The sequence below is a fragment of the Porphyrobacter sp. SLTP genome (assembly GCF_009905735.1).
GTDB lineage: Bacteria > Pseudomonadota > Alphaproteobacteria > Sphingomonadales > Sphingomonadaceae > Erythrobacter.
Genome location: NZ_JAAALE010000011.1, coordinates 100139 through 126595, shown reverse-complemented (window position 1 = coordinate 126595; position 26457 = coordinate 100139). Strand labels below are relative to the sequence as shown.

The following is a 26457-nucleotide window of genomic DNA, read 5'->3' as shown; positions in this document are numbered from 1 at the left end:
CCCTCCCTCCCCGCGCGCCTGTGGGTCTATCAGGCTGAACGCTTCCCGCTGGGCCGCACCGCCGTGCTGTGCGCAGTGTTCGCAGGCGCGAGTGTCAGCGTTTCGGCGCATCTGGCGGGGCGGGCTGCTCCGGGGCTGACGGCGTACGTCGCTGCCTTCATCATCACGCTTGCCTTCTTCTTCCAGCTGCGGGTGCTCGACGAGATCAAGGACAAGGAGGAGGACGCCCGCTTCCGTCCCGAACGCCCGATCCCGCGCGGGCTGGTGCGGTTGGAGACGATCATCGCTTTGGGCATCGCCAGTGCGGCCATCGCGGCGCTCGCCGCACTGGCGTTGGATCTGCGGCTGATCGCATTGCTCGGCCTTGCCTGGGGCTGGATGACGCTGATGAGCTTCGAGTTCTTCGTGCCCGCGTGGCTGAAGGCAAGGCCCTTCGCCTATCTGGTCAGCCACATGGCGGTCATGCCGCTGATCGACCTCGTCATCACCGGAGCCGAATGGACACCCTACGGCACGCCCGTGCCGGCGCTGTCGCTGTTCCTGTTCCTCAGCTTTGCCAATGGCTGCGTGCTGGAGATCGGGCGCAAGCTCTGGGCGCCGGAGTCCGAGCGTGAGGGGGTGGAGACCTACAGCCGCGTGCTCGGGCCGGAGCGGGGCGCGCTGCTGTGGCTAGGGTGCCTTGCGGCGGCGCTGGCGCTGCTGCTGGCGGTGGGCTTTGCGACGGGCGCGCCGGTGCTGACGGGCGCAATCGGGTTGGCGGGGGTGATCTATGCCGCACGCGCGGCGCTGCTGTATCGCGCAGCGGCCACGCCGGAGCGGGCCAAGGCGCTGGAGGATGCCTCGGGCCTGTGGGTCTTCGCCTGTTACGGCGCGGCGGGGTTTGCGCCTTTTGCGGGGGCCTTGCTCGGATGATCCTGACGGGGGCGCAGGCGGATATCGCGGCAGCAGGGGGCAAGGGCCGTGCCTTGGCGCGGGCGCAGGCGGCGGGCTTTGCCGTGCCGCCGTTCTTTGTGATGCCTTCGGGGGAAATGCCTGACGCCGACGCCTTGGGTGCGGCACTCGCAACTCTCGGGCCGGGGCCTTATGCGGTGCGATCATCGGGCCTCGCCGAGGACGGGGCCGAGGCGAGCCATGCAGGGCAGTTCGAGAGCCTGCTCAATGTCCCCGCCGAAGAGGTCGCCGCCGCGATCGCACAGGTCTCAGCCTCGGGCGCGGGCGAGGGGCTGGCCGCCTATCGCTCCGAACGCGGAATCGCCGACACCGCCCCGCCTGCCGTGGTGGTGCAGCGCATGATCCCCGCCTCCCACGCCGGGGTCGCCTTCTCCGCCGATCCGGTGGCGGGCAGGCGCGACCGGGTGGTGGTCTCGGCAACGCAGGGCCTTGGCGACCGACTGGTGGCGGGCGAGGTTGACGGGAGCGGCTGGTGGCTGGCGCGGCCTGCGCTGGAAGTGGTTGCCACGACCGGCGATGGAGAGGGGCTCTCACCGGCGCAGGTGCGCGAAGTCGCCGAACTATGCCTCGCTGCCGAAGCCGCGTTCGGCGGGCCGCAGGATATCGAATGGGCCTTTGCGGGCGGCGCGCTCTCCCTGCTGCAATCGCGCCCGATCACCTCCCCCCTGCGCCCTGCGCCGCTGGCCGACCCTGGCTTCATGGTGTTCGACAACTCGAACATCGTCGAAAGCTACCCCGGCATCGTCGCGCCGCTGACCTTCTCCTTCGCGTCCTACGCCTATGCGCGGGTCTATATGGCCTTCGTCGCGCTGCTCGGCGTCGCGCCCGAGCGTATCCGCGCCGAGCGGGTGGTGTTCGAGAACATGCTCTCCCGGATCGAGGGGCGGGTCTATTACAACCTCGGCAACTGGCACCGCGCGCTGGCGATGCTGCCGGGATACAGCCTCAATCGCGGCTTCATGGACGGGATGATGGGGACGAGCGCCCCGCTGCCCGAACGGCTGCTGGGGCAGATTGAGCACGGCCAGCCACAACGCTTCAAGGAATATGCGCGGATGGCACGCTCGGCGTGGCGGCTATGGCGGGCCTCGCGCGCGCTGCCCGCGACCTCGGCACTGTTCCGCAAACGGCTCGACCGCGCGCTGAAGGCGACCACGCCGGAGCGGGTGGCGACGCTTTCGCTGACCGAACTCGCCGCCGAATATCGCCGGATCGAGGCCGATTTGCTCGACCGCTGGGACGCCCCCATCGTCAATGATTTCCTCTGCATGATCGCCTTCGGGGCGGCGCGCAAAGCGCTGGAAGGCTGGGCCGGGGCCGAGGGCACCGCCGCGCTCAACGACGTTCTGATCGGGCAGGGTGACATCATCTCGGCCCGCCCCGCCCAACTGATCCGGACGATGGGGGAGACAGCGCGTGAGGACACGGCGCTGCTCGCTGCGCTCGATGCGCAGGAACGCGCGGCCGTGGAGGCCGGCATCATCGCGGCGGGCATCGCGGGCTACATCGCCGAATTCGGCGACCGCTGCACCGAGGAGCTCAAGCTCGAAAGCGTGACCCTCGACGAAGATCCCACCCCCCTGTTTGCCGCCATTGCCGCTGCCGCGCGCAGCCGCCACGGCCCTGCGCCGGAGCGCGGCGATCCTTGGGCGCGGCTGGACGAGGCGCTCAAGGGCAAGCCGGTCAAGCGCCGGGTCGCCCGCTGGCTGGTGCGCTGGGCGAAGGACCGCGTGCGCGACCGCGAGAACCTGCGCTATGAACGCACCCGTATTTTCGGCCGCGCGCGCCGCGTGCTCTTGGCGATGGGGACGCAGTTCCACGCGATGGGGCTGCTCAGCACGCCGCGCGATGTGTTCCTGCTGACGCTCCCCGAAGTGCTCGGCGCGATCGAAGGCTTTGGCGTCACCGCCGATCTGGCTGGCCTCGCCGAGGTGCGCCGCCGCGAGATGGAGCGCGCCGCCGCTCTGGCCGATCCTCCCGAACGCATCGTCACCGAAGGCCCTGCCTGCGCCGCCGCGACTCTCGCCGCGCCGCAGCTAGCCGCCAGCGATGAACGCACCCGCTCCGGCACCGGCGCTTCGGCAGGCACCGTCACCGCCGTCGCCCGCGTCATCGCCGACCCGCGCGGGCAGAGCATCGCGGCGGGCGAAATCCTCGTCGCGCGGCACACCGATCCGGGTTGGATCGCGCTGTTCGCCAGCGCCGGGGCCATCGTGGTCGAGCGCGGTAGCTTGCTCTCCCACAGCGCCATCGTCGCGCGCGAACTGGGGATTCCCTGCGTTGTCGGGCTGTCGGACGCGACCCGCTGGATTACGGATGGCGACATGCTGACAGTCGACGGCGCAACCGGGAGGGTGAGCAAAGCATGAGCGAGATCGCCGCCAAGGCCGCTTTCGATCACATCCGCTACGCCCAGCTGTGGGAAGATGCCGATGTGCTGGTGAGCGCCATCGGCCCGCGTCCCGGCGGTCGGCTGGTGTCGATCTGTTCGGCGGGCGATAACGCACTTGCGATGCTGCTGTGCGACCCGGCCGAGGTGATTGCCGCCGACCTTTCGCCCGCGCAATTGGCGTGCCTCAAGCTGCGGCTGGCGGCGTTTCCGCTGCTGAGCCATGCCGAATTGACCGAGCTGCTCGGCGCGGCTCGTTCCACCCGGCGCGGCGCGCTGCTCGACCGGGTGCTGGCCGATTGCGACGCCGAGACCGCCGCCTTCTGGGCCGCCCTGCGCCCCGAGGTTATCGCCCACGGCGCGGGCGGAGTCGGCAAGTTCGAGCGGTACTTCCGCCTCTTCCACCGCCGCCTGCTGCCCTTCGTCCACTCGCGCCGCACGGTCGCAGCGGTGTTTGAGCAGCGCTCGCAGGAGGAACGTGCGCGGTTCCTCAACGACCGCTGGAACAACTGGCGCTGGCGCTGGCTCCTCAAGGCATTCTTCTCGCGCCGCGCGATGGGCGCATTGGGCCGCGATCCCGCGTTTTTTGATCAGGTCAAAGGCTCGGTCAGTGATCATGTCGCCCGCCGGATCGAACACGCCTTTGTCGCCAATGATCCGGTCGCCAATCCCTATCTGCGCTATGTCCTGACCGGCACCCACGGCCCCGTGCTGCCGCTCGCATGGCGGCCCGAACATCACGCCACCATCGCCGAGCGGGTGGGCCGCATCCGGCTCCATCTTGGCCCGCTGGAACAGGCGGCGACCGAGGGCGTGGACGGCTGGAACCTCTCCGACATCTTCGAATATATGTCGCCCGCGGGGTTCCGCGCGGCTTACGGCAGCATCCTCGCCGCCTCCAATCCCGGCGCGCGGCTGGTCTACTGGAACATGATGGCTCCGCGAGCGATGCCGCCCGAATACACGCCCCGCGCTCGTCCCCGCCCCGACATTGCCGCGCCATTGGCCGCGCGCGATCAGGCGTTCTTCTACTCCGCCTTCCATGTCGACGAGGTGCTGTCTTGAGCATCGCGCTCGACCTCGCGCTGCTGGCCGGATCGGTCGCGCTGCTGATGGGCGTCATCGCCGCGGTGCGATATGCGGGCGAGCGGTTCGGCTGGCACGCCGAAGTCAGCCGCAAGACCATCCATGTTGCCATCGGCCTCTACGCTATGGCCCTGCCGCTGCTGTTCGATACGCGCTTGCCGGTGGTCGTCCTGCTGCTGATCGCGCTCGCGCTGATGGGCTGGCTGCGACTGCCGCAGGTGCGCACCAGCGGGCTCGGCAAGGCGATCCACGCGGTCGAGCGGCGCTCGCTCGGCGATATCTGGCTGGCGCTCGCCATCGGGTTCGTGTTCCTGCAATCGGAGGGCGAGTATATCTTTTACGCCCTGCCGCTCGCCATCATCACCCTGTCGGACACCGCCGCCGCGCTGACGGGGAGCGCCTATGGTCGCAGCCGGTTCGCGGTCGAGGACGGGGTCAAAAGCTGGGAGGGCGTGGTCGCCTTCTTCATGGTCAGCGTCATCGTGGCGATGGCGATGCTGCTGCTTCTCACCGACGCCCCGCGCCTTAACGTGGTGGTGCTGGCCTTCGCGATTGCCGCTTTCGGCGCGATTGTCGAAGCGGTGTCGTGGCGGGGGCTCGACAATCTGTTCGTGCCGATCTGCCTGCAATTCTTCATCAAGGGCTACCTGTTTGCCGAGCCGATGGCGCTGGCGCTGATCGCGCTGCAATTCGGAGTGGCGGTGATCGCGGTGGCGGTGATCGCGCGGCGGCTGGCGCTGTCGGTCCATGCCAGCCGCGCCTTCGTGATTGCGATCTTCCTGTTTCTGGGCGCGGGCGGGCCCTACGGGGCGGTGGTGCCGATGTTCGCCATTGCCGCGCATCTGGTCGCCCGTCGCCGCCCCTGTGCGAGCCCGCACCGCGATCTGGATTTCATCGCGACCCTGTGCGGCGCGGGGCTAATCTGGTTCTTCGTGGGCGAGACCATCGGGCCGAGCGCCTTGAGCTTCTACAATCTCGGCATGGCGGGCATGGCGCTGGGGCTGCTGGTGGTGGCGACCGGAGGCCGGGTCGCGGCGGGAGCCGTGCTGACGATAGCGGTGGGTGCGGGCTACATCGCGTTGCTGAGCCTTGCGCCCGGCCATGCGCTGCATTCGCCCTATCTGCCGTTGGTGGCAGCGGCGAGCCTGCTGCTGGTCACCGGGCTGGTGCTGGCGCGCACGCCATGGTTCGACCGTTGGCGCGCGCCGCGGCTGGGTGCGGTTGCCAATCTGGTGCCCTTCGCGGCCTATCTTGCGACATTGGGGATGCAATGAGCGACTTCGACGAGATGCGCGCACCGGGTGCGAGCCTGCGGTTCTACGAAAACGGTCCGGCTTGGGATGGCGCGGCGGCGGTGGCGCTTGGCGCTCTCACCTTCACCGATCCCGAGGCTGGCGCGGCCTTGCTGCGCGAGGCTTTGGCGCGCGCTGATGGCCGCCCGGTGCTCGCGCCGATGGATGGCGACACCTGGCACGCCTATCGCACAGTCACCGAAAGCGACGGCAGCCCGCCGTTCCTGATGGAGCCTGCCGCCCATCCCCATGTCGCCGAAGCGCTGGCGTTGGCGGGGTTCGCGCCGGTGGCGCATTACGCCTCGACCCGGATGGCGCTCGATACCCCGCAGGCCGAGCCCGCACCGGTGGAGGGGATCGCTGTGGCGGCGTGGGACGGCACAGACGCGCAGCCGCTGCTGGAGCAGGTCTTCGCGCTGGCGGGCGGGTCTTTCGCGGACAAGCAGTTCTTCAAACCGATCACGCGCGAGGGGTTCCTCGGGCTCTATCTGCCCCTGCTGCCACTCCTCGATCCGCGGCTGGTGTTTCTGGCGCGGGACGAGAGCGGGGCGATCGTCGGCTTTCTGCTCGGCTTCCGCGATCCGGCGATGCCTTCGCGGGCGGTGCTCAAGACCTATGCAGGCACGCGGCGCGGCGTCGGGCACCTGCTGGCGCATCAGTTCCATGAGGCGGCGCGGGGGCTCGGCTGCACCCACGTCGTCCACGCGCTGATGCACTCGGACAATGTCTCGCTGGTGCGGAGCGGCCAGCACGGGGCCGAGGTCTTCCGCCGCTACGCTCTGTTCGGACACCACCCCGCTTGACGATCCTCGCCGCCTTCGACGCGGCGGTTGCCGCCCATCCGGATCGGCCCGCGATCATCGATGGCAAGGGTCGCAGCGTCAGCTTTGCGAGCCTCCATGCCCGCGCCGGGTTCCTGGCAGGCGAATGGGCCAAGCGCGGGTTCGGGCCGGGCGACCGGGTGCTGATCGCGATGGGGGTGACGCCTGACCTTTACGCGGCGCTGGCCGGCTTGTGGCGGCTGGGCGCGGTCGCGGTGCTACCGGAGCCGGCGATGGGGCTGAAGGGGGTCAAGACCGCACTGGCGGCGGCTGATGTGAAGGCGTGGATCGGGGCGGGAATGCTGCGCGTGTTGCCGCTGCTGGTGCCTCGCTTGCTGAGCGTGACGCGCTTGTCGCTTGGTGCGGGTGCGGCTTCTGCGCCGCCCTCCCCCGACTGGCCGGACGACCACCCTGCCCTGATGAGCTTCACCTCAGGATCGACCGGACGGGCCAAGGCGATCTTGCGCAGCCACGGCTTCCTCGCCGCGCAGAACCGGGCCGTCGGCCCGCTGCTGGCCAGTGACCGGGCGGAGGTTGATCTGGTCGCCTTCCCGGTCTTCGTGCTGGCGAACCTCGGGAGCGGGGTGACGTCGGTGCTGCCCAATTGGCCCCTGCGCCGCCCTGACCGCGCCGACCCGAAAGCGATCCGCGCCCACATCGCCCAGCACGGCGTCACCCGCTTGCTCCTCCCCCCGGTGCTGGCCGAAACGCTGGCCGATGCGCCCCTCCCCGCCAGCGTCACCACGATGTTCACGGGGGGTGGGCCAGTGTTTCCCGATGTGGTCGAGCGACTGATCGCCCATAACCCGGCGCTGAGGGTCATGGCGGTCTATGGTTCGACCGAGGCCGAGCCGATTGCCGAACTGGAGGTCAGCGCCCTCCCCCCCGCCGACCGCGCCCGGATCGACGGCGGAGAAGGCCTGCTCGCCGGGCCGCCGGTTAGTGCTGTGCGGGTGCGGATCGTCGATGACGAGATCCTCGTCGCGGGCGATCACGTCGTCGAAACCTATGTCGACCCCGCGGACAATGCCGCCACCAAGACCCGCGATGAAAGCGGCACGATCTGGCACCGCACCGGCGACGGCGGGCGGTTTGACGAGGCCGGTCGTCTGTGGCTGCTGGGCCGCACCCAAGGCCGCATCGAGGGCCTGTGGCCCTTCGCGATCGAGGTCGCCGCGCGAAGCTGGCCGGGGGTCAGGCGCCCGGCGTTGTGTCCCCTGGATGGCAAAGCCTGCCTCGCCATTGAAGGCGACACCGCATACTTCGCTGATTGGCAGTCGGCAGCCGCCGCGCTTGGCGTCGCCACAGTCGTCGCGCTCAAATCCATTCCGCTCGACCGGCGGCACCGCTCAAAGGTGGATTACGCCCGCCTCGCTGCGGTGGTCAGGGCAAGCGCCGCCTAATCCTCCAGCCAGTGCTTCCAAGCGAACCAGCCCATCACCAGCGCGCCAATGGCGCCGCAAAACGCCACCACTCCCCAGAACGCCCACGGGTGGCCGGCATAGGGAATGCCTTCCACATTCATCCCGAGCAGCCCGGTCACGAAGGTCAGCGGCAGGAAAATGAACGCCGTCACCGCAATCCCCAGCGAGCGCTGGTCGATCTTTTCGGCGCGCAGATCGGTCAGCTGTTCGTGGAGCAGCGCGGCGCGTTCGCGCACCGCTTCGAGTTCTTCGGCCATGCGCGCGAAGCGGTCGGCCGCCTCGCGGAGGTGCATCCGGTCATCCTTGCTGATCCAGTCGAATTCGAGCTGCGCCATCTGGCCGAGCGCGTCGCGGTCGGGCGCGACGAACCGCCGCAGCACGATCGCCTGGCTGCGGATAGAGGCGATCTTGCGGCGCAGCGCGTAAATGTCGCCGCCGTCGAGCATCCGCTCGCAATCATCAAGGCTGTCGCCCAGATCGGCGACCTGCGGGTCAAGCTGGACCGAGATCGCCTGCGCCAGCGCGGAAACGAAGTCGCCCCCATCGGTGATCCGCCCCGCGCGGACCGCCGCCTCGACCTTGGCGAGCGCGGCCATGCGGTGGCGGCTAACCGATGTGACCCGCGCGCCTTCGACCCACACCCGGATCGAGACCAGCCCATCAGAATCCTGCATCGTATCAAATGCTGTGCCGCGCAGGTTGATGAGCACCGCGTCGTCCACCTCGTCACAGCGGGGGCGGGTTTCGCTCGCGACCAGCGCGTTGGCGGCCATGGCCGGGACATAGTCCGGCAGGTCCATGCTTTCGCCGTGGCCAACACCCTCGGCATGAAGCCAGACGAAGCCCGGCCCTGCGAACTGCGCCACCTCGCCCGGCCCGATGTCGGTGACGGTGCCATCGCGCACCAGAAGCGCTTGCACAGTGAGCGGGCGGGTTGTTGCGTCCATCGCCGCCCCTGTTAGCCCCGCCGCCGCGCTGGCGGCAAGCGTGGGCCTTCAAGATATGCGCTCAGAAGTATTTGGCGCTGGCGATCTCGGCCCCTTGGGCGAGCGCGGCGAGCTTGGCCCAGACGATCTCGGGGTCGAGCGCATTGCTGCCCGCGTGGACCGAGAAGCCGCAATCGACCCCCGCCATCACCCGCTCGGCCCCGAGTAGATCGGCATAGCGGCCGATCCGCTGGGCGATCAGATCGGGGTGCTCGATATAGGGCGATTGCGGTTCAACCATGCCGGGGCAGAGGATCTTGCCCTCGGGCAGTTTGTGCTCTTCGAAGAAGGCGAATTCATGCGCGTGGCGCGGGTTGGCACCTTCGATCAGCACGGTCTGCGGCTTGGCGGTCCAGACGATATCGGCGATCTCGCCCAAGGCCACGTCGCAGTGGTGCGGGCCGGGGTAGTTCCCCCAGCACAGGTGCATCCGCAGCTGTTCCGCCGGAATGTTCTGCACCGCATGGTTCAGCGCGGCGATGTTCATGCCGATGCGCTTGCGAAAGTCCTCAAGCGAGAGGTGGGTGAATTGCACATGGCGGCCCATCGCCAGATCGGGGCAATCGACTTGCAGCGTGATCCCGGCCGCTGCGATGGTCTCGTATTCGTGGCGCAGCCCTTCGGCGAGGGCGAAGACATATTCCTCGTCGCTGGCATAGAACTGGTTGGGGAAGAACAGCGCGGTCACGCCGGGCGAGGCGGCAGACATGAAGGTGGCGTGGCCATTGGCGAGGCGGACGAGCCGCTCGGCATCGATGCGCGGTGCTTCCATGTCGATCACGGTGATGGGCGCGGTGCAGGCGGGCGCGGAACGCTTGGCTCGGCCCTTGTTGCCGAACACCTGCGCCTTGGCACCGGGGAAGGCTTCCAAGTCGGCGAATTCATACTGCCCCGCCTCGCCGCCGAAGCCTGACAGGCGGTGCTTGATGTAGGTGGCATAGGAGGGCTTGGACTGCTCGCCGTCATTGACGATGCTGACGCCTGCTTCGATCTGCCGCTTGATCACGTAAGCGGTGGCCTCTTCCACCGCCGCATCGAAATCGGCCTCGGACACGGGCTCCCCGCCCTCGCGCTTGAACACCAGATCGAGCAGGGCTTCGGGGCGCGGCAGGCTGCCGACGTGGGTGGTGAGGAAACGCTTGGTCATGCGGGGGCCTTTGGCGTGAGGAACTGGGCGATGGCGGCGTTGAAAGCCGCCGGGTTGTCAGCATTGGCGAGATGGCCGGCCTGCGGGATTTCCAGATGCCGCGCGCGCGGTGCGACAGCGGCGAGCACCCGCGCGCATTCGCGCCGCCACAAGGTGTCATAGACGCCGGTCATGCTGAGCACCGGCATCGCCAGCATGGCGAGCGTCTCCCGCGGGAAGCCGGGCGTGTGGCTCGGCGTCAGGAGGTCGCGGCCGTCGTAATCGGCGAGGATGTCGAACATCAGCGCGCGGGCGGCGGGCGAATGGGTCTGCATCAGCGGATGGCGCGACCATTCGGCCCGCAAACGCTCCAGATCGCCGGCAGCGGCCAGCGCGCGGAAGCGGTCAAGGTCGATCACCTCCTCACGCGTCACCAGAGCGGGGAGCGGGGCGCCGGACACCACCAGCCCCGTCAGCCGCGAGCCGTACCGCCGCGCCACATCCAGCGCGACCACCGCGCCGCGTGACAGGCCGACCAGCGCGAAGCGATCAAACCCGAGGAAATCGGCAATCGCGATAACGTCTTCAGCCTCGCGCATCAGATCGGGCGGCGCGGTCGCGCGCCCGCAGCCACGCCGGTCGGGCATGACGAGGAAGAAATCATCCGCCAGCCCCGCCACCTGCGGCGTCCACATCCGGTGATCAAGCGTCCAGCCGTGGAGCATGACGACGGGCGCGCCCTCGCCAGCCATGCAGATCGGGAGGGTGCCGCCCGCGACGGCAACCTCGCCGTAATGCACCGGATCATCAGCCACGGTGTTCGCCTTGGGGGCAGCCATGCTCACATGCGCCCCCACGGCCCCGCAATCAGGCGGCTTCTGCGGCGCGGAACGGGTTGTTGTTGTGGTGCTGCCCGCCGAGCCAGCGCTTCAGCTCGGCATGGGCCGACTCGCGGCGATCCGCATCAAGCGGGGCTGCGCGCGGATCATCATAGGTGAACTCGATGATCATGCCGTTGGGATCGGTGACATAGAGCGAGCGGCAATAGCCATGCTCCAGCACATAGGTCTGCGGCTCGACAATCCCGGCGGCCGCGATGCGCTTCTGCAATTCGGCCTGCCCTTCGGCATCGACCTGCAAGGCAATGTGGATGAAGGGGCTCGACGGCATTTCGGGGCCGAATTCGGCCTGATCCTCGGGATCGGCAAACTGGAAGAAGGCGAGCGCGCTGCCATCGGCGAGTTCGAAGAACACGTGGCAATAGACGCGCTCCTTGCCGAACAGCTCGTCCTTCTCGCAATAGGTCGCCATCAGCGGGAAGCCGAGAATGTCTTCGTAGAACGCGCGGGTCGCCTCGAGATCCTTGGTCACATAGGCGGTGTGGTGCAGGCGGTTGGCGAGAATCTTCTGAGTCATCGTGCTGTCTCCCTGTTCAATCAAGCGGCGAGCTTGGCGGCAATCTGCGCCACGTGCGCCCCCTGGAAGCGCGCGCCAGCCAGCTCGTTGGCGCTCGGCATCCGGCTCCCGTCGTTACCAGCCAGCGTCGATGCACCATAGGGGGTGCCGCCGCTGATTTCCCCCATCTCGGCATTGCCTTCGAAGGTGTAGGGCAGGCCGACGATCACCATGCCGTGATGCAGCAGCGTGGTGTGGAACGAGGTGATGGTCGTCTCCTGCCCGCCGTGCTGGCTGGCGGTGGAGACGAACACAGACCCGACCTTGCCGACCAGCGCCTTGCTGAACCACAGCCCCCCGGTCTGATCGAGGAAGTTGCGCATCTGCGCCGCCATGTTGCCAAAGCGGGTGGGGGTGCCGAAGATGATTGCGTCATAATCGGCCAGCTCGTTCGGGTCGGCAAGGGGGGCCGCCTGATCGAACTTGATCCCCGCACCCTTGGCAACCTCATCGGGCACCAATTCGGGGACGCGCTTCACGAATACCTCGGTGCCGGGGACGCTGGCAGCGCCTTCGGCAACCGCAGCGGCCATCGCCTCGATATGGCCATAGCTCGAATAGTAGAGCACCAGCACCTTGGTCATGCGCGCGTTTCCTTTAGAATTTGTAGCCGACTTCAAAGCCGTAGCGCGCCGGACGGGCGCGGAATACGAAGCCGCCGGGCGAGAATTCGGCGTTGTAGGTCTCGTCGAACAGGTTCTGCGCGAAGGCGGTGAGCGAGACGCCATTGGCCAGCGTCACGCCCGCGCGCGCGTCAACAACATCGACCGGCTGACGCACCGTGGTGTTGAACGGCTCCCACCAGGTCTTGCCCGTGCGGCGGTAATCGACCCGCACCAGCGCATCGACCGTGTCGCTGATCGCACCGGCATATTGCGCGCCGAGGTTGAGCGTATAGTTCGAGATCTGCGGCGCCTTGTTGCCGATCACGCTCGCATCGGGAAAGTCCTTAATCTCGCTATCGGTCACGCCGATCGCGGCGTTGATGTCGAAATCGGGGAGGATTTCCGCGGTCGCTTCCAGCTCGAAGCCGTTGAGGCGGGTTTCGGGGATATTGCCGAGATTCTGGGTCGAGGACTGGGCGAGGAAGACGAAGAAGTACGAGTTCTTCGACAGCGTGGTGTAGACCGCGCCTGCGAGCCGCACCGGGCCAAGCTGCGCCTTGGCGCCGATCTCGAAGGTGTCGGCGGTTTCCGCGCGGAAGATGTCACCCACGCCGACGATGGCCGCAGCGGCGGCTTCGGCGCCGACGCCGGTCTGGTTGAACCCGCCCGAACGGAAGCCACGGCTGTAACCGCCATAGATCGTCAGATCAGGGGTCGGCTCATAGGTCAGGGTCAGCTTGGGCTGCCAATCGTCAAACACCGCGGTGCGGACTTCGCCGCTCTGCGCCTGCGGCACGCCGGGCACCACGGGCAGGAAGCCCTGCGGGGTCAGCGTCGTCTGGCGGCGCTTGTCACGGTCGTACCGCAGCGAGGCGTCGACGCGGAACTGATCGGAGAATTCATAGCCCGCATTGGCGAACAGCGCCCAGGCGAAGTTCTCCTGACCATCGGCCAGATAGGAGAATTGCGGGTTGAGCGGATTGGTCGAGGGCGAGCGAAACACCGGGAACACGCCGTTGTTCGTATCGATCATGTTGCCGGTCGAAATGAAGCGCGTGGTGTCGATCAGATAGCCGCCAGCCATCCAGTTAAAGGCGCGGCCATCCTCGGGCGAGGCGAGGCGCACTTCCTGGCTGAAGGCCTTGACGTTCAGGTACTGGCTCTGGTTGAGGTCGAACCCGTTGCCCGCACCAAGGATCGCTTCGAACAGGTTGAAGAAGAAGCTGTCCGGGATCGGCAGGAAGTCGAAGGCATCGCCGGTCAGCACTTCCTTGACCGTGTCGTAGGACGAGATTGAGGTGAACACCGCGTTGTCACCGGCGTATTCGATCTTCAGCGCGGCATTGTAGATATCGCGGTCGTTCTGGCCGGGGTTGTTCACCCGCACCGGCGCAACCGTGTTCACGTCATTGACGATGTTGTAATAGAGCCCCTGCGTGCGCAGCTGATTCATCGACCCGCGCAGATCGAAGGTCAGCTTGTCGGTGGCCTCGATCAAGAGGTTGGCGCGCAGGCTGAAATCCTCGACCGGATCGGCTTCGTCGTTGAGGAAGGTGTTCTCGATGAAGCCGTCGGTGTTGTAGTATGAGCCCGCGACGCGGAACTTGACGTTTTCCGCCAGCGGCCCGCTGATCCCGCCACGCAGGAAATAGCCGAAGCCATTGTCGACGCCCGCGGTGATGTTGCCCGCGAATTCGTCGGTCGGCGCCTTGGTGGTGATGATGATCGCACCGCCGATGGCGTTACGACCATACAGGCCCCCTTGCGGGCCCTTGAGCACTTCGATCTGCTCGATATCGAACAGATCCTGGTTGAATTGCGCGGGGTTTACTTGCTGCACCCCGTCAACAATCACTGCGACCGAAGGCTCGGAATTGCGGTTCTGGGTGATCCCGCGGATGATGACGAAGGCGTTGCCCGCGTTTTGTGTTTCGACCAACGTGACGTTGGGGGTCAGCGCGATGAAGTCCGCCGGACGCTCGATCCCGGCATTGCTGATCGCCTGCGAATCGAACGCGGTGACGGCAGCAGGGGTGTCCTGAAGCGTTTCGCTGCGGCGCAGGCCGGTGACGACGATGCCCTGATCGTCGATCGCCTCTTCAGTGGGAGCAGTCTCTTGCGCGGCGAGCGGCGTTGCCGCCAGCGCGGCAGCCGTCAGAGCCGTGGTGCTGATAAGCCTGCGCGTGGCGCGGCTGATGCCCGAAGTCGTCATATCTCTCTCCCCTGTGCGCGCGTCATCGCGTCGCTCTATTGGCGATCCCTCCCTTAAAGTGAGTTATGAAATTCGCAATGCGAAGTCAACTTCGATATGCGAAAATCGGAATGTGTGGCAAGAGGGCCACGCCGGGCTCGCTTGCCGGCCGCGCCAAAAATGACTCAGGGAGGTGTCGTATCGAACTGGTGGCGGACTGGTTGTTGTTTCATTGCCGGGTCGTTGACGTGCACTTGGCGGCGCGCTCGCAGAGCGGCAAGCGCAGCGCTACCGGCCCTAGGCTCCGCTTTTGCGGGGGTGATGAAAAAAGCGAAACCCCATGTCCCCGGCCCGAGCCGAGGCAGGCATCACGGTCGCAGGCTGGCCTCCAGCGCGGGCCAGCGCTTGAGCGAGGCCTCAATCTCCCCAGCCGCCGCGCGCAGCAATGGCAGGCGGGTGCGCACCAACTCGTCCTGCGAGATGCGGGTGGTTGAGGTGGAGCAGTTGATCGCCGCGATCACCCGCTTGTCGCGCCCGAAGATCGGCACCGCGACCGAGACGATCCCGTAATCGAGCTCGTCCAGCGCCGAATCATAACCGCGCTGCGTGATCAGATTGAGCCGTTCGGCGAGGGCTGCACCGTCGGTGACAGTGCGCTCGGTAAAGCGCTGGAAGGGTGCGCCTGCCATCAACGCGGCCCGCTCGCCTTCGGGCAGATAGGCGGCCAGCGCCTTGCCGAGCGAGGTCGCATGGAACGGGAAACGCGTGCCCACCCCTGCCGCTACCCGGAACCGCCGGTCGGTGGAAACGTGGGCGACATAGAGGATCTCCGCGCCCGACAGCACGGCGAGGCTCGCGCTGTCGCCGGTCTGATCGCGCAGGCCTTGGAGCGGCGGCAGCACCACCTGTTCGATCTGCATCGAGGCAAGGAAGGCCGAACCGATCGTCAGCACCGCGGGGCGCAGCAGGAACTTGCGCTCGTGCTGGCCGACATAGCCCAGCTCCACCAGCGTGATGAGGCACCGCCGCGCCACCGCCGGGGGCAACGCCGTCTTGGCCGCCACCTCGGAGAGCGTCATTTCGGGGTGGTCCTCGTCAAACGCCTTGAGGACGCGCAGGCCCCGCTCCAGCGTCGAGAGAAATTCCGGGTCTTTCCCCCCGGCAACCTTGTCTGCGGGTTCAGCCCCTGCGGATCCCATGCACTGGCCTTTCGATGGAGCGGCGGACAGCCGCGTCGTCGGCTCCCAATAGGGGCGGCGCGGTGACGCTGTCCATCCGCTCGCCATCGAAACTGAGCGGGAAACGGATCGTGCGGAAGGTGCCCATCGGCCCGTTGGGGTCACTGACTTCGATACCGAGCACCTTGGCCTGCTCGGTCGCCAGCACTTCGGCGCTGTCGTAAACGCGCGAATTGGGGACTTCGAGGCGGGTCAGCTCCGCGGTCCAGTGATCGCGGGTCTGTGTCGCGAAGATCGGGGCGAGGAAGGCGACCACGTCTTCATAATGGGCAATGCGCGCATCGCGGCTTTCAAAAGCGGGGAGGCTCAGCATATCGGGCTGGCCCACGGCGACCGCGAGGTTCTCCCAGAACTTGGGCGGGGAGGACATGTGGAGCGCCAGCCACTTGCCGTCAGCGCACTGGAACACGTAACTCTGCGACACATGCGGGCGGCTGTAGGGCCCCATCACCTGATCGGCGGAGAGCAGGTGGGTGAAATCGTCGAGGTTGAAGTGGCACATCGCCTCGAACATCGAGGTTTCGACCACACGGCCCTTGCCGGTCAGGTGCCGCTCGTTCAGCGCGGCGAGGATGCCCAAGGCGGTGTAGAAGCCGGTCATGGCGTCAGCAATGGCGGGGCCGACGACGCGGGGGTGTTCGGGGTTGACCAGCAGCCTGAGGAAGCCGGACGCGGCCTGGGCGACCGTGTCGAACGCAGGGCGATCACGCTCCGGCCCCTCGCTGCCGAAGCCGGAGATCGAGGCATAGACCAGCGCGGGATTGATCCCTTGGAGCCGCTCGGCATCGACATTCAGCCGCGCTGCCACGCCTGGGCGGAAGTTCTGGATGAAGACGTCCGCGTCTGCGACCAGACGGTCGAGCACCAAAAGATCGCTTTCCTTCTTGGGGTCAATTGTGATGGAACGCTTGTTGCGGTTGTATGTCTGGAAATGCGGCGAGTAGAGTTCGCCCTTGAAGCTGCGGAACGGATCGCCCGTGCCCGGCTGTTCGACCTTGATGACATCCGCGCCCAGGTCGGCCAGCAGCATCCCGGCGGCAGGGCCCGTGATGAAGGTGCCCATTTCGAGCACGGTAACGCCTGCTAATGGCCGAGCTGTCATCCAACAAATCCCATCTGCTTGTCCCAAGCTTGCCTTGGGTTCGATGTGACACTATATTCTTCGCATACCGAAATCAACTTCGAATATCGAAAAGGAATGCCCCATGCGCATCGGCAAGCAGGATAACGCCGTCACCTCGATCTGCACCTCGGATGCGACGAGCATCACGGTGCGGGGGATGGATCTGTGTAGCGAGGTCATCGGACATGTCGACTTCACGAGCTATTTCTGGCTGCTGGTGACGGGCACCATGCCCTCGCCGAAGCAGAAGGCGCTCGCTGATGCGGTGCTGTGCGCGATTGCCGAACATGGGCTGGTGCCGAGCGTGGTCGCCACCCGCATGACCTACGCCGCCGCGCCCGAAGCCTTCCATGGCGCGGTCGCTGCGGGACTGCTCGGCTGCGGTTCCGTGGTGCTGGGCAGCGCCGAGGTCGCGGGCAAGTTCTATGCGCAAGTCGTCGCCGAGGGTGGCGATCCCGCCGCCGCAGCGACCGCTGCGATCAGGGCGTTGCGGGCCGAGAAGAAGGCGATCCCCGGCTTCGGCCACCCCCAGCATTCCGGCGGCGACCCGCGCGCGCACCGCTTGTTGGCGCTCGCCAAGGAGCACGGGATGGAAGGCAAGCACATCGCCATGCTGCGCACCATCGAAGCCGTGCTGCCCGAGGCGATCGGCCGCGCGCTTCCCATCAACGTCAACGGCGCGATCCCGGCCGTCATGCTCGACGCGGGCTTCCCGCTCGCGGCACTGAAGGGCATCTCGCTCCTCGCCCGCACCGCCAGCCTGATCGCGCATTTGCAGGAGGAGACCGAGCGGCCCATCGGCTTCATCATGAGCGGTGCAGCGGCCGAGCGGATCGGGTTCGATGATGGGAGCGCAGACGGGGATTAGCTTGATCCCCGGCCCTCTCCGCGCCAGAACCGGCGCGGCAACGGACAGGGGACGAGCATGATCGCGCGGCATTTGATTTCTTGGGCAGCGCTGCTGGCGGCAACGCCTGTGCTCGCCGACACGCCGCTCGCCCTGAGCGAGACCGAGCAGCCCGCACCCGCCCTGCCCCGCATCCTCGCCCCGCGCGAGCGCGCCGAGCTTGAGAACCGCATCCTTGCCGAACGGCTCGATACCATCATCCCGCAGATCATGCGCGAAGAGGGGATCGACCTGTGGCTGCTGGTCGCGCGCGAATATTTCGAAGAGCCGGTGGTCGCCACCATGCTCGATGCCGAGAACATGCACGCCCGCCGCCGCACGATCCTCGTGTTCCACGATCCGGGCGAGGGCAAGCCTGTCGAGCGCCTGACCGTCAGCCGCTATGGCCTCGGCGGGCTGTTCGCGCCGACGTGGGATCCCGACACACAGCCCAACCAGTGGCAGGCCGTCGCCGATCTGATCGCGGCGAAAGACCCCGCGAAAATCGCGATCAACGCGTCAGACCTCTACCAGTTCGCCGACGGCATGACGCTGAGCCAGTATGAGAAGTTCATGCGGGCCCTGCCGCCTGCACTGCATGACCGGGTCGTCAGCGGCGAGAACCTCGCGATCCGCTGGCTCGAAACGCGCACCCCTGCGGAGATGGCGCTTTATCCCACGGTCGTCCGCATCGCCCACTCGGTGATCGGCGAGGCGTTTTCGAGGAAAGTCATCACCCCCGGCGTCACCACGGCGGAGCAGGTGCAATGGTGGTATCGTGACCGGCTGATGGCGCTGGGTCTCGACCCGTGGTTCCACCCCTCGGTCGCGATCCAGCGGCAGGGGGCCAAGGGCATGATCGAAGGCGCTGAGGTGATCCAGCCGGGTGATCTCTTGTGGACCGATTTCGGCATCACCTATCTCAGGCTCAATACCGACACCCAGCATCTGGCCTACGTCCTGAAGCCGGGCGAGACCGCAGCACCGGCGGGGCTGCGGGCGGGTCTGGCGAACAGCAACCGTGTACAGGACTTCCTCACCCGCGCCTTTGCCGTGGGCCGTTCGGGCAATGACGCGCTGGCACAGGCGCGCGCCGATAGCATTGCAGCGGGACTGGACCCGTCGATCTACACCCACCCCATCGGCCACCACGGCCACGGCGCGGGGCCGAGCATCGGGTTCTGGGACAATCAGAAGGCCGACCCTCGCGGCAGCGGGCCGATCAGGGCGAACACCGCCTGGTCGATCGAGTTGACCTCTTACGCCAACGTGCCCGAATGGGGCGGCCAGCGGGTCGATTTCCGCACCGAGGAGGATGCCTTCTTCGACGGCACAGCCGTGCGCTATATCGACGGGCGCCAGACCGAGATCACGCTGATCCCTTCGGGATAGCTTCTCCCGTCCCCAGGGGAGGGGGCTTTAGCGCGACGACGATCCGATGCCCTTTGCCCGGGTCTTCACCCGGTACACGTCGGTCTGTGCGGTGATGTACAACTCGGACAAGTCAGCTCCGCCCCATGCCAGATTGGTCGCCCGCTTGGGTGTGGCGAGGCGCTCGATCACTGCGCCGCTGGCCGGATCGACCACGCACACCCCGCCGGGGCAGGTGAACCACACGCGCCCCGCCGTATCGACCCGCAGGCCGTCCACGCGCCCCGGCTTGGTGTCATCGGTCACATCGACCACCAACCGCTTGCCCGAGGCCGTGCCGTCGGCGGCAAGGTCATAGGCCCACACGGTCTGCGTTGCAGTGTCGCCGACATAGAGCACCCTCTCGTCAGGCGAGAGCGCGAGGCCGTTGGGACGGCTCAGCCCATCGTCGATCAGCACCATCCGCCCGCTCGCCTCGTCGAAGGCGTAGACGCCCGAGAAGCCGACTTCGCTGGTCCGCTGGCCGAGGCCGTAGGGCGGATCGGTGAACAGCATCAGCCCGTCGCTGCGAACGACCACATCATTGGGGCTGTTGAGGCGCTTGCCCTGATACGCCGCGACGATCACCTCCCGGCCACCCTCCGGCGTCCAGCGGGTGATCGCGCCGCTGCCGTGTTCAGCGTTGATAAGGCGGCCCTGAAGATCGAAGGTGTGGCCGTTGGCATTGGCGGACGGGGCATAGAGCACCCGCGCCGCGCTCTCCCCCCGCACCAGCACATGCACCGCATCGCCCGGAATATCGCTGAAGATGATCCGCGCCCCGTCCCACGCCGGGCCCTCGGTGAAGGTGTAGCCGGTGGCGGCGAGTTCGAGGGTTTCGGGGATGACAAGGCCGGGCGTGTCCTCGGCCAGCGCGCCGCTGCCCATTGTCATTGCAGCCAGCGCTGCCAGTCCTGCCCGAAGCCTGCCCATCATCTGTCCCTCTCTCGTCTCGTCGCACGCACAACCTGCCCTGCCGCGCCCCGCCGCGCCAGCACTTTTGAGGGGAGCCGCGAGGGTTGCATGGGCAGCGCTTGGGGGGCATTGGGGAGGCCAGACAGGAGACCCCACCCATGCGTCAGATCGACCATTTCATCGTCGGCGACAGCCCGGCCCCGACCCGCAAGCACGCCATCTGGAACCCTTCGACCGGCGAAGTGCAGGCCGAAGTCGCGCTGGGCGATGCCGCGTTGCTCGCCCGCGCGGTGGAGACCGCGAAGCGCGTCCAGCCCGCCTGGGCCGCCACCAACCCGCAGCGCCGCGCGCGGGTGATGTTCGCTTTCAAGGCGCTGGTCGAAGCGAACATGCAGAGCCTCGCCGAGATGCTCTCGTCAGAGCATGGCAAGACCGTGCCTGATGCCAAGGGCGATGTGCAGCGCGGGCTGGAAGTGATCGAATATGCCTGCGGCCTGCCGCAGATCATGAAGGGTGAATATACCCACGGCGCAGGGCCGGGGATCGATGTCTATTCGATGCGCCAGCCGCTCGGCATCGGCGCAGGGATCACCCCGTTCAACTTCCCGGCGATGATCCCGATGTGGATGTTCGGCATGGCCTGCGCGGCGGGCAATGCTTTCATTCTCAAGCCTTCGGAACGTGACCCTTCGGTGCCGGTGCGGCTGGCCGAGCTGTTCCTCGAAGCAGGCGCGCCCGAGGGGCTGCTCCAGGTCGTCCACGGCGACAAGGAGATGGTCGACGCGATCATCGATCACCCCGATATCGCCGCGATCAGCTTCGTCGGCTCATCTGATATCGCGCAATATATCTACGCGCGCGGCTCGGCCAACAACAAGCGCGTGCAGGCCTTCGGAGGGGCGAAGAACCACGGGATCGTGCTGCCTGATGCCGACTTGGATCAGGTCGTCACCGATCTGACCGGCGCGGCCTTCGGCTCGGCAGGCGAGCGCTGCATGGCGCTGCCCGTGGTGGTGCCGGTGGGCGAAGAGACCGCCGAGCGCCTCAAGGAAAAGCTCCTCAAGTCCATCGCGGGCCTCCGCATCGGTGTCTCCAACGATCCCGAGGCGGATTATGGCCCGGTGGTCACGCCCGAGCACAAGGCGCGGATCGAGCAGTGGATCACCACCGCCGAGGAAGAGGGCGCCGAGATCGTCGTCGACGGGCGCGGTTTCTCGCTGCAAGGCCACGAGAAGGGCTTCTTCGTCGGCCCGACGCTGATCGACCATGTCACTCCGCAGATGAAGTCGTACCAAGAGGAAATCTTCGGCCCCGTGCTCCAGATCGTGCGCGCCGCCGATTTCGAGGAAGCCGTGCGGCTCCCCTCCGAGCACCAGTATGGCAACGGCGTCGCGATCTTCACCCGCAACGGCCACGCCGCGCGTGAATTTGCCGCGCGGGTCAATGTCGGCATGGTCGGCATCAATGTGCCGATCCCGGTGCCGGTCGCCTACCACTCCTTCGGCGGGTGGAAGCGTTCGGGCTTTGGCGATATCGACCAATATGGGACCGAGGGCCTCAGGTTCTGGACCAAGAACAAGAAGATCACCCAGCGCTGGCCCGATGGGTCGCAGGACGGCTCCAACGCCTTCGTGATTCCGACGATGGGGTGATGGAGATGCGCCGCCTTCCCTTGATCGCCCTCGCCCTCTTGCTGGCGGCCTGCGACAGCGGGGCCGATCCTGCACCCGCCGAAACCCCGGTCCCGACTGAGTCCGGCAGCATGAGCGACGGCGCAGGCCCGCGGCTCGATCCGGCGATTGCCGCTGGCGAGATCCCTGCGCGCTTCCACGGCGTGTGGGACGCAGTGACGGGCACTTGCGATCCCGCCTCGGACATGCGGGTCGAAATCACGGCGCGGCGGATCGAGTATTACGAGAGCGTTGGTGACGTTTCCGGCATGGGGAACGAGGGGGACGATGCAATCGCAGACCTTGTGATGGAAGGTGAGGGCGAGACCTGGGTGCAACCCACGCGCCTCTCGCTCGAAGCCATGCCGGACGGCGAGCGGCTGCGGATTTCCGACGCACTCAAGCCCGAGAGCCCGGACGATCCGCTCCGCAAACGCTGCCCGGCCTAGGTCGGCGCGTCCTCACGCTGCCACATTAGTTGCGCCCCGTGCGCCATCCATGCTTGGCGTGATGCGTCATTTGCGGCTAAGCACCGCCGCGCTATGGTAAACCGACCCCTGCCCTTCCCGGCGATACGTTAAGGCCCGAGCCGGACACGCATGAAGCAGGTCTTCGCCAACATGGGCTGGCTCTTGGGCGGACGCGGGTTCAACGCGGTCCTGAGCCTCGTCTACCTCGCCATTGCCGCACGCACGCTGGGCACGGAGGGCTTTGGCCATTTCGCGCTGATCATCGCGCTGGGGCAGGCGATCACCGGCTTTTCCAGCTTCCAGACCTGGCAGTTCATCGTGCGCTGGGGGGCCAACCCGGACGAGCCGGGCGTCGATCTCCAACGCGCACGTGAGGCGACGGGGTTTGCGGTCGCGCTGGACGGGGTGTCGGTGGTGGTCGGCACACTGGCGTCAGCGGTGCTGGTGCTGACCGCGCCGCTCTGGCTCGATGTGCCGGCGGAGCTGATGTGGCTGACCTTTGCCTATTGCGTCATCTCGCTGCTGACGATCCGCACCACACCGACCGGAATGCTCCGGCTGCATTCCGAATATGGCCGCGCGACCTGGGCCGAAGCGGTGCAGCCGGTGATCCGCGCGGGCGGCGCAGTGCTGGCGTGGTGGGCGATGCCCGATGTGACCGGCTTCATCCTCGCCTTTGCCCTGTCCGAAGTGGGCACGGCGATTGCGCTGTGGATCGTCGCTGCGCGGGTGCAACCTGTGCCGCTGTCCTCGATCAGCCTGCGGGCGATCCCCGCGCGGCACAAGGACGCATGGCGGTTCGTGCTGTCGACCAACATGTCGGGCAGCCTCGCGGTGGCGGGCAAGCAGGTGATGATCCTGCTGGTCGGCACCTTCGGCGGGGCGTACCTTGCGGGCGGCTTCCGCATCGCCAACCAGCTTGGCGTCGCGTTGATCGCGCTGGCGCAGACGATCTCCAAGGCGATCCTGCCCGAACTTGTGCAATCGCGTGACGGCGCGGTCGAGATTGCGCGGCGGATGGCCAACATCGCGGCGATTGCCGGGGTGACGGCCGTGGTGACAGCGATCCTGTTCGGCCGCCCGGGCCTTGCCCTGATCGCGGGTGAGCAGTTCACCGGCTTCTACTGGGCGATGATCATCCTCAGCATTGCGGGCGCGGTCGAGCTGGTGGGCGCGAGCCTTGAATCGCTGCTGATCTCGGCGGGCAAGGCGCACGTCGCCTTCCTCGTCCGGCTGTTCCCGACGATCCTTGCGCTGGTGATGCTGGAGCTGGCGATCGGGTGGAAGGGTGCGCAGGGCGCGGGCTTTGCCGTGCTCGGGTCGAGCGTGCTGACCGTGGTCGGGTTCTACCTTGCGATCGTGAATCTCAAACAGTTCCGGCTGGTGGTGGACGAGCCTGAGGCTGAAGGGGCGGACAATCCGCCCGCCCCTCCGAAGTCATAGAGCATCTCGGTGTAAACGAGAGGTTCTAAGTCACCCCTCGTAAGCGAGCTTGGGCTTCCGCGCCGCGCCGGTTTCGTCAAGACGGCGGCGGGGTGCATAGTAAGGGGCCTGCTTCAGCGCCTCGTCACCTGCCAGCGCCCGTTCGACCACCGCGCGGAAGGCGGTGATGAACTGGTCGATCGCGGCCTTGCTCTCGGTCTCGGTCGGCTCGACCAGCATCGCGCCGTGGACCACCAGCGGGAAATAGACCGTCATCGGGTGATAGCCCTCGTCGATCAGGCCCTTGGCGACATCGAGCGTCGAGAGCCCGCCACCAAAGTCCTTATCGCCGAACAGCGCTTCATGCATGCACGGGCCGCTGGCGGCGAAGGGCGCGTGGAGGATGTCTTCCATGCTGCGCAGGATGTAGTTGGCGTTGAGCACCGCATCTTCGGCCACCTGCTTCAGCCCGTCCGCACCGTGGCTGAGCATGTAGGTGAGCGCGCGGGTGAACATCCCCATCTGGCCGTGGAACGCGGTCATGCGGCCAAAGGTCGGCCCGCGCTCCTCACGGTCTTCTTCCTCAACGAGGTAGAACGTGCCTGCGTCATCCTTGCGCACGAAGGGCAGCGGCGCATAGGGCGCGAGCGCTTCGGACAGCACCACCGGCCCCGAACCCGGCCCGCCGCCGCCGTGCGGGGTGGAGAAGGTCTTGTGGAGGTTGATGTGCATGGCATCGACGCCGAGATCGCCTGGGCGCACCTTGCCGACGATGGCGTTGAAATTCGCCCCGTCGCAATAGACATAGCCGCCGACCGCATGAACCGCATCGGCGATTTCGCGGAAGTCCTTCTCGAACAACCCGCAAGTATTGGGGTTGGTGATCATCACCGCCGCAACATCCGGCCCGAGGCGGGCCTTGAGTGCCGCCACATCGACCCGCCCTTCCGGCGTCGCGGGGATATCCTCGACGCGGTAATTGGCGAAGGCGGCGGTGGCGGGGTTGGTGCCGTGGGCGCTTTCGGGCACCAGCACCACTTCACGCGCATCGCCGCGGGCTTCATGCGCCGCGCGGATCGCGAGGATGCCGCACAGCTCGCCATGCGCGCCGGCCTTGGGGCTCATGGCGACAGCGGGCATGCCCGTAAGCGTGCAGAGCCAGCCGCCGAGCTGGTGAATCACCTCCAGCGCGCCCTGCACCGTCGATTGCGGGGCGAGTGGGTGGATATCGGCAAAGCCGGGAAGCCGCGCCATCTTCTCGTTCAGGCGCGGGTTGTGCTTCATCGTGCAACTGCCGAGCGGGAAGAACCCAAGATCGATCCCGTAGTTCTGGCGGCTGAGGCGCGTGTAATGGCGCACCGTTTCAGGTTCGGTCAGGCCGACGAGCCCAATGGGTTCGCTGCGCGCCAGCCCGCCGAGGCGGGTCGGGGCAGCGGGATCGATTGCGGGCAGATCGACGCCGGTTACATCGACGCGGCCGATTTCGAACAGCAGCGGCTCTTCCAGCATCAGCGCGCGGTTGCCGGTCGTGGTGGCGGGGCCGTTGTGCATCCCGTCTTCGGAGAGTTCCATGGCGGGCTTCCAGCCGGATTGGTTGGGGGCGTTCATCACACGGTCTCCTTGATGCTGGCTTCCAGCTCCTGCGCGAGGCGCTCGATATCCTCTTCAGTGGTCGTCTCGGTCACAGCGACCAGCAGCGCGTGTTCGAGCGCAGCGACCCCCGGATAGAGCCGCCCGAGCGACACCCCGCCCAGCACGCCCCGGTCGGCCAGATCGCGAACGATCTCCCGCGCGGGCTTCCCGCCAAGCATCAGGGTGAACTCGTTGAAGAAGGCAGTGTTGAGCACTTCGACGCCCGGCACCTTGGCAAGGCGATCAGCGGCGAGGCAGGCCAAGCGGTGGTTCTCCGCCGCCAGTTCGCGCAGACCCTTTTCGCCTAGCAGCGTCATGTGGACGGTAAAGGCCAGCGCACACAGGCCGGAATTGGTGCAGATGTTGCTCGTCGCCTTCTCGCGGCGGATATGTTGCTCGCGGGTCGAGAGGGTGAGCACGAAGGCGCGCTTGCCTTCGGCATCCGTGGTCTCGCCGCACAACCGGCCCGGCATCTGGCGCACGTGCTTGGGATCGCGCACGGCGAAAAGGCCGAGGTAGGGCCCGCCGAATTGCAGGCCGACGCCCAGCGATTGCCCCTCGCCCACCACGATATCCGCGCCCATCTCGCCGGGCGACGTGATCGCGCCGAGCGCCACAGGTTCGGTGTTCACCACCACCAGCAGCGCGCCCTTGGCGTGGGCGGCTTCGGCCACCGGCGTCAGATCGCTGATGCGGCCGAGGATGTCGGGATATTGCACCACGACGCAGGCAGTGTCCTCGTCGATCCGGGCGATAAGTCCGTCCAGATCGGGCTCAGCCGTGATCGCGGGCATGGCATCGGCGATGGTGTCGCCGGTGAAGTGCGCCATCGTCTTGACGACCTGCGCATAATGCGGGTGCAACGCGCCTGACAACACCGCGCGCTTGCGCTTGGTCACGCGGGTCGCCATCGCCACCGCCTCCCAGCACGCGGTCGACCCGTCATAGAGCGAGGCGTTGGCCACAGCGCAGCCATAGAGCCGCGCGACCTGCGTCTGGAATTCGAACAGCACCTGCAATGTGCCTTGCGCGATTTCCGGCTGGTAGGGCGTGTAGGCGGTCAGGAATTCGCCGCGCTGGATGATGGTGTCGACGCTGGCGGGAACATGGTGACGATAGGCCCCCGCGCCGAGGAAGAACGGCACTTCGCCCGCCACAAGGTTCTTGGCCGCCAGCGCCTTCATATGGCGTTCGACCGCCATCTCGCTCGCGTGCATCGGCAGGCCGTGGATCGGGCCGTCGAGCCGGGCAACTTCGGGCACGTCCACGAACAGGTCATCGACCGTGGCGGCGCCGATGGTCGCCAGCATCGCCTGCCGGTCGGTATCGGTGAGGGGGAGGTAGCGCATGGTGTTCAGCCTCGTG

The 26457-nt window shown here is 67.0% G+C and carries 22 protein-coding genes; 11 read left to right on the top strand and 11 right to left on the bottom strand.

Going from position 1 to position 26457, the window contains the following annotated elements; translation table 11 throughout:
- The 6 genes from GVM20_RS11045 to GVM20_RS11020 form a co-directional block, all read left to right on the top strand.
- Positions 1–912 (top strand): UbiA family prenyltransferase (locus GVM20_RS11045; RefSeq protein ID WP_199799562.1); only part of this gene is annotated, 912 nt, incomplete at its 5' end.
- Positions 909–3320 (top strand): PEP/pyruvate-binding domain-containing protein, encoded by a 2412-nt coding sequence (locus GVM20_RS11040; RefSeq protein WP_166547245.1) that lies wholly within the window; start codon positions 909–911, stop codon positions 3318–3320. The genes GVM20_RS11045 and GVM20_RS11040, both read left to right, overlap by 4 nt.
- Positions 3317–4405, top strand: a complete 1089-nt coding sequence (locus GVM20_RS11035; protein WP_166547244.1) for a BtaA family protein — start codon at positions 3317–3319, stop codon at positions 4403–4405. Before GVM20_RS11040 ends, GVM20_RS11035 begins: the two co-directional genes overlap by 4 nt.
- Positions 4402–5700 carry a diacylglycerol/polyprenol kinase family protein gene (locus GVM20_RS11030; RefSeq protein ID WP_166547243.1) on the top strand — a complete coding sequence of 433 codons (1299 nt, stop codon included), beginning with the start codon at positions 4402–4404 and terminating at the stop codon, positions 5698–5700. The genes GVM20_RS11035 and GVM20_RS11030 overlap by 4 nt, the downstream gene beginning before the upstream one ends.
- Positions 5697–6521, top strand: a complete 825-nt coding sequence (locus GVM20_RS11025) for a hypothetical protein (RefSeq protein ID WP_166547242.1) — start codon at positions 5697–5699, stop codon at positions 6519–6521. The genes GVM20_RS11030 and GVM20_RS11025 overlap by 4 nt, the downstream gene beginning before the upstream one ends.
- Positions 6518–7942 carry an AMP-binding protein gene (locus GVM20_RS11020; RefSeq protein WP_166547241.1) on the top strand — a complete coding sequence of 475 codons (1425 nt, stop codon included), beginning with the start codon at positions 6518–6520 and terminating at the stop codon, positions 7940–7942. Before GVM20_RS11025 ends, GVM20_RS11020 begins: the two co-directional genes overlap by 4 nt.
- Here GVM20_RS11020 and GVM20_RS11015 read toward each other — a convergent pair.
- The 8 genes from GVM20_RS11015 to GVM20_RS10980 form a co-directional block, all read right to left on the bottom strand.
- A complete protein-coding gene (locus GVM20_RS11015) occupies positions 7939–8910 on the bottom strand; it encodes a zinc transporter ZntB (protein ID WP_166547240.1) in 972 nt (323 codons plus the stop codon). The two genes, GVM20_RS11020 and GVM20_RS11015, sit on opposite strands and share 4 nt — an antisense overlap.
- 61 nt (positions 8911–8971) lie before the next feature.
- Entirely contained in the window at positions 8972–10096 is a 1125-nt protein-coding gene (locus GVM20_RS11010) for a cobalamin-independent methionine synthase II family protein (protein WP_166547239.1), read from the bottom strand.
- Positions 10093–10914 (bottom strand): alpha/beta fold hydrolase, encoded by an 822-nt coding sequence (locus tag GVM20_RS11005; protein ID WP_166547238.1) that lies wholly within the window; start codon positions 10912–10914, stop codon positions 10093–10095. Before GVM20_RS11005 ends, GVM20_RS11010 begins: the two co-directional genes overlap by 4 nt.
- Before the next feature lie 28 nt (positions 10915–10942).
- The gene (locus GVM20_RS11000; RefSeq protein WP_166547237.1) at positions 10943–11491 is read right to left on the bottom strand and encodes a VOC family protein; all 549 of its coding nucleotides are present in this window, start codon (positions 11489–11491) and stop codon (positions 10943–10945) included.
- A 20-nt stretch (positions 11492–11511) separates the two neighbouring features.
- Positions 11512–12114, bottom strand: coding sequence for an NAD(P)H:quinone oxidoreductase (gene wrbA, locus GVM20_RS10995; RefSeq protein ID WP_166547236.1), 603 nt, complete (start codon positions 12112–12114; stop codon positions 11512–11514).
- A 13-nt stretch (positions 12115–12127) separates the two neighbouring features.
- A complete protein-coding gene (locus GVM20_RS10990) occupies positions 12128–14347 on the bottom strand; it encodes a TonB-dependent receptor (protein ID WP_166547235.1) in 2220 nt (739 codons plus the stop codon).
- Positions 14348–14694: 347 nt separating this feature from the next.
- The gene (locus GVM20_RS10985) at positions 14695–15525 is read right to left on the bottom strand and encodes an IclR family transcriptional regulator domain-containing protein (RefSeq protein WP_166547234.1); all 831 of its coding nucleotides are present in this window, start codon (positions 15523–15525) and stop codon (positions 14695–14697) included.
- Positions 15506–16666 (bottom strand): CaiB/BaiF CoA transferase family protein, encoded by a 1161-nt coding sequence (locus tag GVM20_RS10980; RefSeq protein ID WP_166547233.1) that lies wholly within the window; start codon positions 16664–16666, stop codon positions 15506–15508. The genes GVM20_RS10985 and GVM20_RS10980 overlap by 20 nt, the downstream gene beginning before the upstream one ends.
- Positions 16667–16769: 103 nt before the next feature.
- On the opposite strand from GVM20_RS10980, the gene GVM20_RS10975 reads away from it, so the two are divergent.
- Both GVM20_RS10975 and GVM20_RS10970 read left to right on the top strand, forming a co-directional pair.
- Entirely contained in the window at positions 16770–17555 is a 786-nt protein-coding gene (locus GVM20_RS10975) for a citryl-CoA lyase (protein WP_166547232.1), read from the top strand.
- Positions 17556–17612: 57 nt separating this feature from the next.
- Positions 17613–18965 carry a M24 family metallopeptidase gene (locus tag GVM20_RS10970; protein WP_166547231.1) on the top strand — a complete coding sequence of 451 codons (1353 nt, stop codon included), beginning with the start codon at positions 17613–17615 and terminating at the stop codon, positions 18963–18965.
- Between the two features lie 27 nt (positions 18966–18992).
- On the opposite strand, the gene GVM20_RS10965 is transcribed toward GVM20_RS10970, so the two are convergent.
- Positions 18993–19919 (bottom strand): SMP-30/gluconolactonase/LRE family protein, encoded by a 927-nt coding sequence (locus tag GVM20_RS10965; RefSeq protein ID WP_166547230.1) that lies wholly within the window; start codon positions 19917–19919, stop codon positions 18993–18995.
- 137 nt (positions 19920–20056) lie between these two features.
- Here GVM20_RS10965 and GVM20_RS10960 point away from each other — a divergent pair, with 137 nt between their 5' ends.
- The 3 genes from GVM20_RS10960 (at position 20057) to GVM20_RS10950 (ending at position 23481) form a co-directional block, all read left to right on the top strand.
- Positions 20057–21550 carry a CoA-acylating methylmalonate-semialdehyde dehydrogenase gene (locus tag GVM20_RS10960; RefSeq protein WP_166547229.1) on the top strand — a complete coding sequence of 498 codons (1494 nt, stop codon included), beginning with the start codon at positions 20057–20059 and terminating at the stop codon, positions 21548–21550.
- A gap of 5 nt (positions 21551–21555) precedes the next feature.
- A complete protein-coding gene (locus GVM20_RS10955) occupies positions 21556–22017 on the top strand; it encodes a hypothetical protein (RefSeq protein ID WP_166547228.1) in 462 nt (153 codons plus the stop codon).
- Between the two features lie 150 nt (positions 22018–22167).
- Positions 22168–23481 carry a lipopolysaccharide biosynthesis protein gene (locus tag GVM20_RS10950; RefSeq protein ID WP_166547227.1) on the top strand — a complete coding sequence of 438 codons (1314 nt, stop codon included), beginning with the start codon at positions 22168–22170 and terminating at the stop codon, positions 23479–23481.
- A 30-nt stretch (positions 23482–23511) separates the two neighbouring features.
- Here GVM20_RS10950 and gcvPB read toward each other — a convergent pair whose 3' ends face one another.
- Together gcvPB and gcvPA are read right to left on the bottom strand one after the other, a co-directional pair.
- Entirely contained in the window at positions 23512–25068 is a 1557-nt protein-coding gene (gene gcvPB, locus GVM20_RS10945; protein WP_166547226.1) for an aminomethyl-transferring glycine dehydrogenase subunit GcvPB, read from the bottom strand.
- Positions 25068–26441, bottom strand: a complete 1374-nt coding sequence (gene gcvPA, locus GVM20_RS10940) for an aminomethyl-transferring glycine dehydrogenase subunit GcvPA (RefSeq protein ID WP_166547225.1) — start codon at positions 26439–26441, stop codon at positions 25068–25070. Before gcvPA ends, gcvPB begins: the two co-directional genes overlap by 1 nt.
- Positions 26442–26457 lie beyond the last annotated feature (16 nt).